We start from the raw sequence: 13,158 nt of genomic DNA, 5'->3' as shown, positions 1-13,158 counted from the left end.
GCCCGCCCGAGTCCTGTCTCCACGGATGAAAAGGAACCGAAGGACTGACGATGAGTACAGATCTGGCAATCGAGACCACCGGCCTGGTGAAGGTGTTCGGTGACAACCGCGCCGTCGACGGCGTCGATCTCCGGGTGCCGGCCGGCACGGTCTACGGAGTCCTCGGCCCCAACGGCGCGGGCAAGACGACCACCGTCCGCATGCTGGCCACCCTGCTCAGGCCGGACGGCGGCGAGGCCCGCGTCTTCGGCAAGGACGTGCAGCGGGACGCCGACGCGGTCCGCAGCCGGGTCAGCCTCACCGGTCAGTACGCCTCCGTCGACGAAGACCTCATCGGCACCGAGAACCTGGTGCTCCTCGCCCGTCTGCTCGGTCACTCCAAGCACGCCGCGCGCGAGCGCGCGGCGCAGCTGCTGGAGGCATTCGGCCTGCGGGAGGCGTCCGACAAGCAGGTGAAGAACTACTCGGGAGGCATGCGCCGCCGCATCGACATCGCCGCCTCCATCCTCAACACCCCGGACCTGCTGTTCCTCGACGAGCCCACCACCGGGCTCGACCCGCGCAGCCGCAACCAGGTCTGGGACATCGTGCGCGCCGTCGTCGCCCAGGGCACGACCGTGCTGCTGACGACGCAGTACCTGGACGAGGCCGACCAGCTCGCGTCCCGCATCGCCGTGATCGACCACGGCAGGGTGATCGCCGAGGGCACGAAGGGCGAGCTGAAGGCGTCCGTCGGCTCGGGGGCCGTCCATCTGCGGCTGCGCGAGGCCGAGCAGCGGCCGGAGGCCGAGCGGGTGCTGGCCGCCGCGCTCGGCGCCGAGGTCGTGCTCGACCCCGACCCGGTCGCCCTCACCGCCCGGGTCGACGGCAGCGGCAGCGACCGCGGCGCGGCGGAGCAGGCCGCGCACGCCCTCGCCGAACTGGCCAGGAACGGCATCACCGTGGACAACTTCGCGCTGGGGCAGCCCAGCCTGGACGAGGTCTTCCTCGCCCTGACCGACAAGAAGGGGGAGGCGGCATGAGCACCGCGACCACCACCAAGGACCTCGGCGACATCGAACTCCAGGCGCCGAGGGCGGAGGACCTGGCCGCCCTGCTGGTCGCCGGGGAGCGGCCGCCGCGTCCGAGTGCCTGGTCGGCGTCGCTGACGTTCGGCTGGCGCGCCATGCTGAAGATCAAGCACGTGCCGGAGCAGCTGTTCGACGTGACGGCGTTCCCCATCATGATGGTGCTGATGTACACGTACCTCTTCGGAGGCGCGATCGCCGGCTCGGTCTCGGCGTACATCCAGTTCCTGCTGCCCGGCATCCTCACCATGAGCGTCGTGATGATCACGATGTACACGGGCGTCGCGGTCAACAACGACATCTCCAAGGGCGTCTTCGACCGCTTCCGTACGCTGCCGATCTGGCGGCCCGCGCCGATGGTCGGCTACCTCCTCGGCGACGTCGTGCGCTATCTGATTGCCTCCGTGGTCATGCTCGCCGTCGGCCTGGTCATCGGCTACCGCCCGGACGGCGGACCGGTGGGCATCGCACTCGGCGTCGCGCTGCTGATGGTCTTCTCGTTCTCGTTCTCCTGGATCTGGACGATGTTCGGGCTGCTGCTGCGCACCGAGAAGTCGGTGATGGGCGTCAGCATGATGGTCATCTTCCCGATGACGTTCCTGAGCAACGTGTTCGTCGACCCGAGGACCATGCCTGGTTGGCTCCAGGCGTTCGTCAACAACAGCCCGGTGACCCATGTGGCCACTGCCGTACGCGAACTGATGGCGGGCAACTGGCCGGCGGCGGACATCATGTGGTCCCTGGGCTGGTCCGCGGTGCTCGTGGTCGTGTTCGGCTCGGTGACGATGCGCCTCTACAACCGCAAGTAGCGCCTCTCCGCCCTGCCTTGACCTTCCTCGCGGGGGAGACTCCAGCATCGGGTCTGCCGGGCGTCCCCGCCCGGCCCGAGGAGGAAGGCCGGGGCAGGGCATGGGGTTGCTGACGATCGGCGCGTTCGCCCGCGCATCGCGGCTGTCCGCGAAGGCGCTGCGGCGCTACGACGAACTGGGCCTGCTGCCACCCGCCCACGTCGACCCGTTCACCGGCTACCGGTACTACGACGACGCCCAGATGGACCGGGCCCGCCTCGTGGCGTGGCTGCGGCGGATCGGGATGCCGCTCGCGGGTGTCGGCCGGGTCTGCGACCTTGCGGAGACGGACACGGACGCCGCGGCCCGCGAGATACGGGCGTACTGGATGCGGGTCGAGTCGGAGACCTGCGCGCGCCGAAGCCTGGCGGACCTCCTCGTGGACCAGCTGTCAGGGAAGGACACCGACATGACGGACCGGATCACGATGCCCCTGGAGATGCGCTGCGCGGCCCGCACGGACCGCGGCCTCGTCAGGGAGACCGACCAGGACGCGGTGTACGCCGGGACCCGGCTGCTCGCCGTCGCGGACGGCTTCGGCGACGCGGGGGCCGCGGCGAGCGCGGCGGCGGTCGACGCGGTGAAGCCGCTGGAGACCGCGGCACAGGCGGCCCCGCGGCCGGGCGATCTGCTCAACTCACTGGAGGACGCGGTGCACCGCGCCGGCACGGCGGTGCGCGCGTTTCCCGAGTCCGGCACCACGCTGACCGCGCTGCTGTGGACCGGCTCGGAGCTGGCCCTGGCGCACATCGGCGACACCCGCGCGTACCTGTTCCGCGCCGGAGTGCTCCACCGGCTCACGCACGACCACACGGTGGTGCAGTCGATGATCGACGAGGGCGGCCTGAGCGAGGCGGAGGCGGCGGCACACCCCCAGCGGGCTCTGCTGCTGCGCGCGCTGGACGGCGGCGACGGTCCGGCCCGGCCGGACCTGCGGCTGCACGAGGCGAAGGCGGGCGACCGCTTGCTGCTCTGCTCCGACGGCCTGTCCACGACGGTGCCGGAGACGGCCGTACGGACGGTCTCGCGGCGGCCGCCGATCCGGAGGCGGCCGTCGACGCTCTGATCAGGCTGGCCCACGACGGGGGCGGCGCGGACAACATCGCGGTGGCGGTGGCGGACGTGGTCAGGAGCTGACCCGGGGGGCGTGCGGGGCGCGCCGCATCTCGCCGCGGGCCGGCCGCTCGGCCGGGTCGGGCGTCGTGGTGGCACGGTGGCGGCCGCTCGGCCGGGCGGGCCCCTGGGAGCAGGAGGTCTCGCGGCCGGGCGATCTGCTCAACTTCGTCGGGGCGGTGGCGAACGCCGGCGCGGCCTCCGGCCGTCAGAGGCGCCAGGTGACCGGGTGGGGCGGGCGGTAGGCGCAGGAGGTGCCGGTGGAGACCGATTCCCTCAGGTGCGCGGCCAGTTCGGGGTGGAGGTCGTCGAGGCGGCGCAGGGTGTCGCGGATGCGGGCCGTGACGGTCTTGCGGGCCCGTTCGGCCTCGTCGCCCAGGCGCCGGGTCCGGCCGCCGAGCCCGGCGGCCGCGCGCAACTCCTGGAGAAGCGCGGTGCGTTCACGCCCGTACTCCTCCGCGCGGCGCTCGTCGCCGCGTGCCGCCGCCCGGTCGATCTCCTCGTCCAGACGCGCGAGGCGCTGCCGGTAGCGGTTCTTCGCCTCGTCGTCGAGCACCGGGTCCCCGCCGAGGCCGCGTGCGGCGACCACGGCCGCGCCGCCCTCCGGGGCGAGCAGCACCACGGCGGACAGGTCGTCCCCGGGGCGCGAGAGCAGTGTGCGCAGGTCCCGCAGCCCCTTGGCGTCGGGCACGTGCACGGCACGCCCCGCGAACGCCAGCGCCCAGACGGCCCCCTCCCGGCGGAACTCCCCTGCTGACGCGGACGCCGGCCCGGCGGCCTGCCGGGGCGCGGGCACCTCGGCCGGGGACACCGCCCGTCCCTGCCCGGCTCCGCCGCGCACGAGATGCGTCAGCCCCAGCTCCCGCGCCTCCCGCTCCGCGTCCGCCCGCAACGACCATGCGGCCGCCTCCCCTTCCGACGCCTCTAGCACCCCGGCCAGTGCCGTACGGGCCCGCACCGACCAGGGCCGCGCCCGCAGCAGGTCCGCCGACGCGTACGCAGCCGTCAGCACGCGGATCGCGTCCGCGGTCCGGCCCTGGGCCGCGTCCAGCAGTCCTCGCCACAGGTCGACCGGGCCGCTGATGTCGCACCCGTACAGCGAGACCACCCACTGCCCGGCGTACGGCTCCAGGGCCGCGCGGGCCCGCTCGACGGCGTCCTCGTCGCCCGAGGCGGCCGCCGTCTGCGCCCGCAGCCGCATCAGCAGCGGCGCGAACGCCCTCGGCAGCGACTCGGCACGCTCCTCGATCCCGTCCAGCAGCCGCCGCGCGAGCCCGGCGTCGCCCCGCTCGACGGCCGTGATCCCCTCCAGCAGCTGCGGATACGGGTGCCCCACCGCCTCGAGACCGGACACGGCCTCGGCCGCCTCCTCCAGACGGCCCGTCAGCAGCTTGAGCCCCCAGTCCATGTGGGAGGTCATGAAGGCGAAGGCCGGGTGTTCGTGACGGGTGCCGATCACCTCGTCCAGGAGCTGCCTGGCCTCGTCGAAGCGGCCCACGAGGGCGGCGGTCAGCGAGCGGTCGACCGCGACGCCCAGCTCGAAGCGGCGCAGGCCCGACCGCTCGGCCAGGCCGACGAAGGTGTGCAGCTGCGCCAGATACCCCGGGTCGCCCAGCTCCAGCAGCGAGACCCAGCGCATCGCGGTGGCGTGCAGCTCCATCTCGGCGTTGTCCGTGCGGCGGGCCACCTCGGCCATCTCGTCCGTCAGCGCCAGCCGCTCGGCGGAGGTGCCGAGCCCCCAGATCGCGTCGTGCCGCGCCCACAGTGAGAACGACAGCGCGTCGTCGTCGCCCTCGCTGCGCGCCAGGGCGGTGCAGCGCACGGCCAGGTCCTGCGCGATCCGCTCGTACGACAGGCCCGCGAGCTCCTCGCCGCCCTTGTCGACCAGCGCGCGGTAGGCGTCGCGCAGCAGCCGGCCGGTCCGCGCCCGCTGTCTGCCGCCCTGCACGTCGCAGTGGTTGTGGAGGGTGATCGCGACGCGCGCCAGCAGCTCGGGAGCGCCGAGCTCCTCCGCCAGGTCGGCGGCCCGGTCGAAGTGGCGCCACGCCTCGATCTCGTCGCCGCCGTGGCGCAGCTCCGCGCCGAGGTCGAGGCAGACGAGCGCGGCCCGGCGTGCATCGGGCCCGGCGGCCTGGAGCGCGCGGCGGTAGTGACCGACGGCCTCCTCGCCGGCGAGCCGCCCGGCCGCGTCGCGGGCGGCCGTGACCAGCAGCTCGACACGGCGGTCGCGCTCCAGCTCGTCGCCCGCGAGATGGGCGTGGCGCGCCAGGTCGGCGGGGAGGACCTGCTCGCTCAGGCCGGGCGCGGCCGCGACGGCCCGTACGACGGCCGCGTGCCGGGCGCGCGCGTCGGCCTCGTCCAGCGCCTCGTACAGCGTCTCCCGCACGAGGTCGTGGGCGAAGGTGAACCGGCCGCCCGTCCGCGGGGCCACCAGCCGCGCGGCGACGGCCCGCTCCAGCAGCCGGTCCACCTGCGGCACGGGCGCCGCGGCCGCCGCCGCGAGCACCTGCCGGTGGAACTCCCGCCCCAGCACGGCCGCGGTGACGAGCAGCGCGCCGACCGGCCCGGGCAGCAGCGCGAGCCGCCGCCGGACCGCCTCGCGCACACCGGGGGCGACGGTGGTGACGGGCTGGCCGCTGTGCCAGATCCGGGCGGTCTGCTCGACGAAGAAGGGATTGCCGCCGGTGCGCCGGTGGATTTCGTCGACGAGGCCGGGCCCGGCCTCGACACCGGCTGTCAGCTCGATGAGCGCGCCCACCTCGTCGCGCTCCAGGCCGGTGAGCGTCACCGTGGCGGCGGCCCGGGCGGCCAGCGGCAGGATCAAATCCTGGAGCGGGTGGTCGGCCGCCTCGACCTCCACGTCCCGGTACGTGCCGATGAGCAGCAGCCGCTCGAACCAGGCGTGCTGGGCTGCGAACTCCAGCAGGCGCAGGGACGCCGGGTCGGCCCAGTGCAGGTCGTCCAGGACGACGACCACGGGGCGCTCCTGCGAGACGGTGACGAGGGCCGTCGTCACCGCGTCGTACATCGGGAAGCTCTCGCCGCCGGCCTCCGTGTCGCCCGGCGCCTCGCCGAGCAGGACCGCGAGCAGCCCGCCCGCCGCCTTCTCGGCCTCCGCCCAGGCGTCCGCACCGGCTCCCCGGCGCAGCCCGCGCACGACCTGGACCCAGGGCCAGTAGCCCGGGGCGCTGTCCGAGTCCCAGCAGGAGCCGCCGAGCACGAGGGCACCGCGCCGCCGCGCCTCGTCGGCCGCGGCGGTGACGAGGGTCGTCTTGCCGATGCCGGCCTCGCCCGTGACCAGCACCAAGCCCCCGTGGCTGTCCGTCGCCCGGCCGATCTCGGTCCGGAGGACGCCCGCGGGGTGGTCACGCCCGATCAGTGCAGGGCTCATGCCGAAACCATAGGCGGCACCACCGACATCGCCCGCCGAACGGGAAAACGCCCAGCAAAGGACGTGCCCCCGGGACCCGCCCGACCGGGCGGCCCGTCTCGAAGGGCCGCCAGCCGGTTGGCCCGTCAGGCCGTGTCCGCCCGAGGGGGTTCCCTTCAGCACGTCCGCCCCGCTCGGGAGGCCCGTGAGGCCGTGTCCGCCGAACCGGGCGGCCCGTCTGGCCGTACCCGCCCGACGGGCGGCCCCTCAGCCGGGCCGCCCGACCGGGTAGCCCGTCACGCCGTGGCCGCCTCGCCGCGGACCACCACCACCGGGCAGGGGGCGTGCTGGGTGAGGTGGAGACCCACGGAGCCCAGCAGCGCCGCCTTGAAACCGCTGTAGCCGCGGTCCCCGACGACCAGCAGCGTCGCCCCCTCGGCGCGCTCCATCAGGGCCTGCGCCGGATTGCCGATGAGGACCTGCCGCGTGATCGCGGCCGCCGCCTCGGCGCCGAGGGTCTGCTCCAGCGTGTCGTCGAGGATCCTGCCCGCCATCGACTCGGGGTCGAAGTCCGCGGGCAGGGCGGGCACCATGGCCGCCCAGCCCGCCGCCGGGTACTCCCAGCTGATGACGGCTTCCAGGGACTCACCCGTGAGCCCGGCCTGCCGCACTGCCCAGCGCAGTGCCCGGATGGACGGCTCGGAGCCGTCCACCCCCACGACGATCCTGCCCGCCTTCGCCATTCCGCCACCTCCGTGGTTCATGAGCCCGAACTCGGTTCAAGCCTACGGAGAACCACCCAAGGAACCCAGAACTAGGCAAAAAGGTCGGCGGTGACCGCGTCCTCCGGCGCGCCCTGGGCCGGGACGCCGGCCGCCGGGGCCAGCATGCGGGCCAGCTCGCGGCCCGCCCGCGCGATGCGGTCCGGCAGCGTGGCGGTGAGCGGGTCACCCGTGCCGCCCCAGTCCTCCGACGCCGCGTACACCGCCGTCGGCACGACCACTGCCCGCAGGTAGGCGAACAGCGGACGCAGTGCGTGCTCCAGCACGAGCGAGTGCCGGGCCGTCCCGCCGGTCGCCGCGATCAGGACGGGCTTGCCACTGAGGGCGTCGGGCTCGATCAGGTCGAAGAAGGACTTGAACAGCCCGCTGTACGAGGCCGTGAACACCGGCGTGACGGCGATCAGGGCGTCGGCCCCCGTCACCGCCTCGATCGCCTCGTCGAGCGCGGGGGCGGGGAAGCCCGTCACGAAGTTGTTCGCGATCGGCACGGCCAGGTCGCGCAGCTCCACCACGCGGACCTCCACCGGACGCCCCGCGCCCGCGAGTTCGCGGCGTACGGACTCGGTGAGCCGGTCGGCGAGCAGCCGCGTGGACGACGGCACGCTCAGCCCGGCGGAGACGACGACGAGGTGCAGCGGCGAGGTGGTGCGGGTCATGACGATTCCTTCGTGTCGCGGGCGTCCGTGCCGCGGCTGTCGTGGCTTTCGGGGATGTCCTGGGCGTCGCGGGCGGCGACGGCGGGGTGCAGCGGCGCGGTCTCGGGCACGCCGGCCGGCCGCAGCCGGGCGAACTCCTTGCGCAGCACCGGTACGACCTCCTCGCCGAGGATGTCGAGCTGCTCCAGCACCGTCTTCAGCGGAAGCCCGGCGTGGTCCATCAGGAACAGCTGGCGCTGGTAGTCGCCGACCGCGTCGCGGAACCCGAGCGTGCGCTCGATGACCTGCTGCGGGGAGCCGACGGTCAGCGGCGTCTGCTCGGTGAAGTCCTCGAGCGACGGGCCGTGGCCGTAGACCGGCGCGTTGTCGAAGTAGGGGCGGAACTCCTTGACGGCGTCCTGCGAGTTGCGGCGCATGAAGACCTGGCCGCCGAGCCCGACGATCGCCTGCTCGGGCGTGCCGTGCCCGTAGTGCGCGTAGCGCTCGCGGTAGAGCGCGACCATCTTCCTGGTGTGGGACATGGGCCAGAAGATGTTGTTGTGGAAGAAGCCGTCGCCGTAGTACGCGGCCTGCTCGGCTATCTCGGGGGAGCGGATCGAGCCGTGCCAGACGAACGGCGGTACGCCGTCCAGCGGGCGCGGGGTCGCGGTGAAGCCCTGCAGCGCGGTGCGGAACTTCCCCTCCCAGTCGACCACGTCCTCCCTCCACAGCCTGTGGAGAAGCGCGTAGTTCTCGATGGCGAGCGGGATGCCCTGGCGGATGTCCTGCCCGAACCACGGGTAGACCGGCCCGGTGTTGCCGCGGCCCATCATGAGGTCGACGCGCCCGTCGGCGATGTGCTGGAGGTAGGCGTAGTCCTCGGCGATCTTCACCGGGTCGTTGGTGGTGATCAGAGTGGTCGAGGTGGACAGGATCAGCCGGTCGGTCCGGGCCGCGAGGTGCCCGAGGAGGGTGGTGGGGGACGACGGCACGAAGGGCGGATTGTGGTGCTCGCCCGTCGCGAAGACGTCCAGGCCGACCTCCTCCGCCTTCTCCGCGATGGCGATCGTCGCCTTGATCCGCTCGTGCTCGCTCGGCGTGCGGCCGGTGGTCGGGTCGGTCGTGACGTCCCCGACCGTGAAGATGCCGAACTGCATGTGAGCTCACCCCTCGGGCTAGTCGTTGAATATTGAACTATGCCCGCTAACCGAGCTCCCCCCGTCCGTATTCCGGCCCGCCCAGGCCGCCGCCGTACCCTGAGCCGCGGCCCCGCCGGGGCCGGGTCCCGAGGGCTGAGGCCGGCATGGGCGGGCGCGAGAGCGAGGAGTGGAAGGAGCGCGGCGTGGCGCTGCGCGTCTTCGTGTATGTGTTCGCGACCCACCTCTTCGCGGGTTTCGTGTGGCTCCTCTTCTACGTGGGCGAGCACGCGCAGAAGTGACCCCGCCGCCGGCCCGCGGTCAGGTCAGCCGTGCCGCCGGCCCGCGGCCAGGCGCTCACTGGGTCGGCCCGCCGGCCCGCGGCCGGGCGCCCCCAGCGGTCAGCCGGTGCCGACCGCGCCCGGGAAGAGCTGGCGGAAGGCGTCCGCCGACTCGGTGCCGGACCGCCCGAACGGCGCGTCGAAGTCCCACACCAGGAACAGCAGGAACGCGATCAGCGCGCTGAACAGCCCGGCCAGCAGCAGCTCCCGGAACGAGCGGCCGATCTGCATCGTGAAGATCAGCCCGACGGTGACGACCGCCCCGCTGATCAGGCCGAACCAGACGATGCCCGGCAGCGTCTCCTCGGCGCCCGACGCCCGGGCGCTGCGCGCGTCCTCCGCGGCGGCCACCTGGTCGAGCATCGGCTGGTACGCCTGCGCCTCCAGCTCGTTCGCCGGCTCGCGCTCCGCGACCCCGGTGCGCACGGTGCCCAGCAGCTCCGCCCCGCGCGGCGACAGCTCCTCGTGGTCGATCATCCGGGGCCACTCCTCCTCGACCACCTCCGCGACGTAGGCGTCGACGTTCGTCCGCAGCCGCTCCTGGAAGTCGGCCGGATACACCTGGGCGCGCTGGGTGACCTCGTGCAGGGCCTGGGCCTCGGCGCGCACGGCGTCCTGGGCCGCCCCGCGGGCCTCCCAGACGCCGGCGATGGCGAGGCCGAGAACGATCGCGTACACGACGCCGACCATCATGACCATGTACTCGAGGACGTCGGGCGTCTCCTGCGTCGCGACCGCTTCCGCGCCCTCCGCGGAGCCCCGCGTCCTGCGCTGGCTGAGGAGCGTGACGGCGAGGACGACGGCGCAGGCGGCCGCCATCACGGTGGTGAGGACCAGCCATTCGGACATGGGGGCTCTCCGGGGGTGTGGTGAGGGCGTGGGGCGGAAGAGGGCTCAGGCGCGGCTGCGCCGTGCGGCGGACGTGGAACGGGGGCGCAGCATGGCCGCGGCGAGCACGGCAGGGACCGTGGTCACCAGCATCAGCACGGTGAGCGGGGTGCCGTCGGCCTCGGGACCCCGGGAGGCGGGCCGGTAGGGGCGGACGGCGACCGCCCGCGCCGTCGGCGGGGCGGCGGCGGGAGGTGGCTCGTCGGGCGGCGGGGGCGGTGCGGGCGGGGCCGGTGGCGCGGGCGACGACGGCGGCCCACCCGCGGGCGCGGGCACGGGCGGTTCGGGGCGCGGCGGCCGGGGCACGGAGGGCGGCTCGGGTGCCGGCGGTTCGGATACGGAGGGCGGCTCGGGCGGCTCCGGAGCGGGGGGCTGCGGAGCCGGTGGCACAGGAGGGATGGCCGGCGGCTTCGGCGGGGCGCAGTCGCTGAAGCGGATCGTCACGCCGAGACCGATCCCCACGGGATCCGGAAGGGACACGGACACCACGAGGGCCGGCCGCCGGTCCGCTTCCGCCCGCCGTACGGGCGCGGACGCCGGTGCCGCGGCCCGCTCCGGTCCGTCGGGCCCGTCGGACGCCGAGCCGCCGACGCCGGCCCCCTGCGTGCCGAGAACCGCGACGATTCCGAGTGCGCTCACCTGCTGCCAAAGGGCCACGGCGGACACGGTAGAGGGCGGAACGCGGCCGTATGCCCGAGATCACCCGTATGGATGATGAAAGCACTTTTCCGACCGCGGGGACGATCACGTTCGACCGAGCGTGATCGAGCTCATTTTGCACCTTGTTGCAAAAGGCTCCGGAGGGCGGCTAGAACTTGAACTTACGAGCCCGCGCGAGGAGGCGCCCCGATGAGTACGAGCACTGCCCGGCCGACCCCGTACCCGCACCTGCTGAGTCCGCTCGACCTCGGGTTCACGACGCTGCCCAACCGGGTGCTGATGGGATCCATGCACGTCGGCCTCGAAGAGGCGGAGAACGGCTTCGCGCGCATGGCCGCCTTCTACGCCGAGCGCGCCCGCGGCGGCGTCGGCCTGATCGTCACCGGCGGCATCGCGCCGAACGACCGCGGCCGTCCCTACGAGGGCGGTGCCAAGCTCACCACCGAGGACGAGGCCGCCCGGCACCGTGTCGTCACCGACGCCGTGCACGCCGAGGGCGGCCGGATCGCCATGCAGATCCTGCACTTCGGCCGGTACGCGTACCACCAGGACCTCGTCGCCCCGACCGCGATCCAGGCGCCGATCAGCCCGTTCGTCCCGCACGAGCTCACCGACGCGGAGATCGAGGAGACGATCGAGGACTTCGTCCGCGCTGCCGTCCTCGCCCAGTCCGCCGGGTACGACGGCGTCGAGATCATGGGCTCCGAGGGCTACTTCATCAACGAGTTCATCGCGAGCGCCACCAACCACCGCACCGACCGCTGGGGCGGCTCGTACGAGAACCGCGTGCGGCTGCCCCTGGAGATCATCCGCCGCACCCGCGAGGCCGTCGGCACCGATTTCATCCTGATCTACCGGCTCTCCATGCTCGACCTCGTGCCCGGCGGCTCCACGCTCGACGAGGTGATCACGCTCGCGAAGGCCGTGGAGGCCGCCGGCGTCACGATCATCAACACCGGCATCGGCTGGCACGAGGCGCGCATCCCCACCATCGCGACGTCCGTACCGCGCGGCGCGTACACCTGGGTCACCAAGAAGCTGATGGGTGCGGTGTCCGTCCCGCTGGTGACCAGCAACCGCATCAACACCCCCGAAGTGGCCGAGCAGTTGCTCGCCGACGGGCGCGCGGACATGGTCTCGATGGCACGGCCGTTCCTCGCCGACCCCGCGTTCGTGGCCAAGGCGCAGGCGGGCCGGGCCGAGACCATCAACACCTGCATCGGCTGTAACCAGGCCTGCCTCGACCACACGTTCAGCCTGAAGATCACCTCCTGCCTGGTCAATCCGCGCGCCTGCCACGAGACCGAACTCGTCCTCGCCCCCACCCGGCTGACCAAGCGCGTCGCCGTCGTCGGGGCCGGACCCGCCGGGCTTGCCTGCGCCGTCTCCGCCGCCGAACGCGGCCACGCCGTCACCCTGTTCGACGCGGCCGACGAGATCGGCGGCCAGCTGAACATCGCCAAGCGCGTCCCGGGCAAGGAGGAGTTCGACGAGACGCTGCGCTACTTCCGCACCCAGCTGGCCGAGCGCGGTGTGGAGGTGCGCCTCGGCACCCGGGTCACCGCCGCCGACCTGCCGGCCGACGACTTCGACGAGGTCGTGGTCGCCACCGGAGTGACCCCGCGCATCCCCGAGATCGCGGGCATCGACCACCCGAGCGTCGTCAGCTACCTCGACGTGCTGCGCGACGGCGCGCCCGTCGGCGAGAGCGTCGCGGTCGTCGGCGCGGGCGGCATCGGCTTCGACGTGGCCGAGTACCTCACCGACGGCGGCGAGGGCGCGAGCCAGGACGCGGAGACGTACTTCCGCCAGTGGGGTGTCGACACGTCGTACGCCGACCGCGGCGGTCTCACCGCGCCGGAGCGCCCCGCGCCGCCGCGCGCCGTGCACCTGCTCCAGCGCAAGACGAGCAAGGTCGGCGCCGGACTCGGCAAGACGACGGGCTGGATCCACCGCACCGAGCTCAAGCACCGCGGGGTGACCATGACGGCCGGCGTGACGTACGAGCGGATCGACGACGAGGGCCTGCACATCACGGTCGACGGCGCCCCCTCCGTACTGCCGGTCGACACGGTGGTGCTGTGCACCGGTCAGGAGCCGCAGCGGTCGCTGTACGAGGAGCTGACCGCCGCGGGCCGCACGGTCCACCTCATCGGCGGCGCGGACGTGGCGGCCGAACTGGACGCGAAGCGCGCCATCGACCAGGGCACCCGGCTCGCGGCCGCCCTGTGAGACCGCGGTCCCCGTCGGCGAAAGGCCGCCGGGGACCGCCGGCGAAGGGCCGCCGGGGGCCACCGCGAGGGGCCGCCGGGGAGTCA

The 13,158-nt window shown here is 73.6% G+C and carries 11 protein-coding genes; 5 read left to right on the top strand and 6 right to left on the bottom strand.

All coding sequences use genetic code 11. From position 1 onward, the window contains the following. The first annotated feature begins 50 nt into the window (after nt 1-50). The 3 genes from ACLB9X_RS12175 to ACLB9X_RS12165 all read left to right on the top strand — a co-directional run bounded on the left by ACLB9X_RS12175 (nt 51) and on the right by ACLB9X_RS12165 (nt 2,981). Entirely contained in the window at nt 51-1,022 is a 972-nt protein-coding gene (locus tag ACLB9X_RS12175) for an ATP-binding cassette domain-containing protein (RefSeq protein ID WP_410360314.1), read from the top strand. Further along, nucleotides 1,019-1,876: an ABC transporter permease gene (locus ACLB9X_RS12170; protein ID WP_410360313.1), complete on the top strand. Its 858-nt coding sequence runs from the start codon at nt 1,019-1,021 to the stop codon at nt 1,874-1,876. Before ACLB9X_RS12175 ends, ACLB9X_RS12170 begins: the two co-directional genes overlap by 4 nt. Nucleotides 1,877-1,976: 100 nt before the next feature. Beyond that, the gene (locus ACLB9X_RS12165) at nt 1,977-2,981 is read left to right on the top strand and encodes a MerR family transcriptional regulator (protein WP_410360312.1); all 1,005 of its coding nucleotides are present in this window, start codon (nt 1,977-1,979) and stop codon (nt 2,979-2,981) included. 255 nt (nt 2,982-3,236) lie between these two features. On the opposite strand, the gene ACLB9X_RS12160 is transcribed toward ACLB9X_RS12165, so the two are convergent. The 4 genes from ACLB9X_RS12160 to ACLB9X_RS12145 form a co-directional block, all read right to left on the bottom strand. Continuing rightward, a complete protein-coding gene (locus ACLB9X_RS12160) occupies nt 3,237-6,419 on the bottom strand; it encodes an ATP-binding protein (RefSeq protein ID WP_410360311.1) in 3,183 nt (1,060 codons plus the stop codon). Between the two features lie 275 nt (nt 6,420-6,694). Further along, nucleotides 6,695-7,141, bottom strand: a complete 447-nt coding sequence (locus tag ACLB9X_RS12155) for a universal stress protein (RefSeq protein ID WP_410360310.1) — start codon at nt 7,139-7,141, stop codon at nt 6,695-6,697. A gap of 71 nt (nt 7,142-7,212) precedes the next feature. After that, nucleotides 7,213-7,836: an FMN reductase gene (locus ACLB9X_RS12150; RefSeq protein WP_410360309.1), complete on the bottom strand. Its 624-nt coding sequence runs from the start codon at nt 7,834-7,836 to the stop codon at nt 7,213-7,215. After that, nucleotides 7,833-8,972 carry an LLM class flavin-dependent oxidoreductase gene (locus ACLB9X_RS12145; RefSeq protein WP_410360308.1) on the bottom strand — a complete coding sequence of 380 codons (1,140 nt, stop codon included), beginning with the start codon at nt 8,970-8,972 and terminating at the stop codon, nt 7,833-7,835. The genes ACLB9X_RS12150 and ACLB9X_RS12145 overlap by 4 nt, the downstream gene beginning before the upstream one ends. A 146-nt stretch (nt 8,973-9,118) precedes the next feature. On the opposite strand from ACLB9X_RS12145, the gene ACLB9X_RS12140 reads away from it, so the two are divergent. After that, the gene (locus ACLB9X_RS12140; protein ID WP_410360307.1) at nt 9,119-9,253 is read left to right on the top strand and encodes a DUF6126 family protein; all 135 of its coding nucleotides are present in this window, start codon (nt 9,119-9,121) and stop codon (nt 9,251-9,253) included. Nucleotides 9,254-9,352: 99 nt separating this feature from the next. Here ACLB9X_RS12140 and ACLB9X_RS12135 read toward each other — a convergent pair whose 3' ends face one another. Together ACLB9X_RS12135 and ACLB9X_RS12130 are read right to left on the bottom strand one after the other, a co-directional pair. Beyond that, entirely contained in the window at nt 9,353-10,141 is a 789-nt protein-coding gene (locus tag ACLB9X_RS12135) for a hypothetical protein (protein WP_410360306.1), read from the bottom strand. A gap of 45 nt (nt 10,142-10,186) precedes the next feature. After that, a complete protein-coding gene (locus ACLB9X_RS12130; RefSeq protein WP_410360305.1) occupies nt 10,187-10,837 on the bottom strand; it encodes a hypothetical protein in 651 nt (216 codons plus the stop codon). A 192-nt stretch (nt 10,838-11,029) separates the two neighbouring features. On the opposite strand from ACLB9X_RS12130, the gene ACLB9X_RS12125 reads away from it, so the two are divergent. Further along, on the top strand, nt 11,030-13,072 hold the full coding sequence (locus ACLB9X_RS12125) for an FAD-dependent oxidoreductase (protein WP_410360304.1): 2,043 nt from the start codon (nt 11,030-11,032) through the stop codon (nt 13,070-13,072). Nucleotides 13,073-13,158 lie beyond the last annotated feature (86 nt).

This window comes from Streptomyces sp. 5K101, assembly GCF_046506645.1.
In the GTDB taxonomy this organism is placed as follows: Bacteria; Actinomycetota; Actinomycetes; order Streptomycetales; family Streptomycetaceae; genus Streptomyces.
Note: the sequence above shows the minus strand (reverse complement) of the source record. Positions and strands in the feature narration are given on the sequence as shown.

Coding starts and splice junctions, on each gene's coding strand:
- ACLB9X_RS12175 (WP_410360314.1), top strand. CDS start 51: ATGAGTACAGATCTGGCAATCGAGACCACCGGCCTGGTGAAGGTGTTC.
- ACLB9X_RS12170 (WP_410360313.1), top strand. CDS start 1,019: ATGAGCACCGCGACCACCACCAAGGACCTCGGCGACATCGAACTCCAG.
- ACLB9X_RS12165 (WP_410360312.1), top strand. CDS start 1,977: ATGGGGTTGCTGACGATCGGCGCGTTCGCCCGCGCATCGCGGCTGTCC.
- ACLB9X_RS12160 (WP_410360311.1), bottom strand. CDS start 6,419: ATGAGCCCTGCACTGATCGGGCGTGACCACCCCGCGGGCGTCCTCCGG.
- ACLB9X_RS12155 (WP_410360310.1), bottom strand. CDS start 7,141: ATGGCGAAGGCGGGCAGGATCGTCGTGGGGGTGGACGGCTCCGAGCCG.
- ACLB9X_RS12150 (WP_410360309.1), bottom strand. CDS start 7,836: ATGACCCGCACCACCTCGCCGCTGCACCTCGTCGTCGTCTCCGCCGGG.
- ACLB9X_RS12145 (WP_410360308.1), bottom strand. CDS start 8,972: ATGCAGTTCGGCATCTTCACGGTCGGGGACGTCACGACCGACCCGACC.
- ACLB9X_RS12140 (WP_410360307.1), top strand. CDS start 9,119: ATGGGCGGGCGCGAGAGCGAGGAGTGGAAGGAGCGCGGCGTGGCGCTG.
- ACLB9X_RS12135 (WP_410360306.1), bottom strand. CDS start 10,141: ATGTCCGAATGGCTGGTCCTCACCACCGTGATGGCGGCCGCCTGCGCC.
- ACLB9X_RS12125 (WP_410360304.1), top strand. CDS start 11,030: ATGAGTACGAGCACTGCCCGGCCGACCCCGTACCCGCACCTGCTGAGT.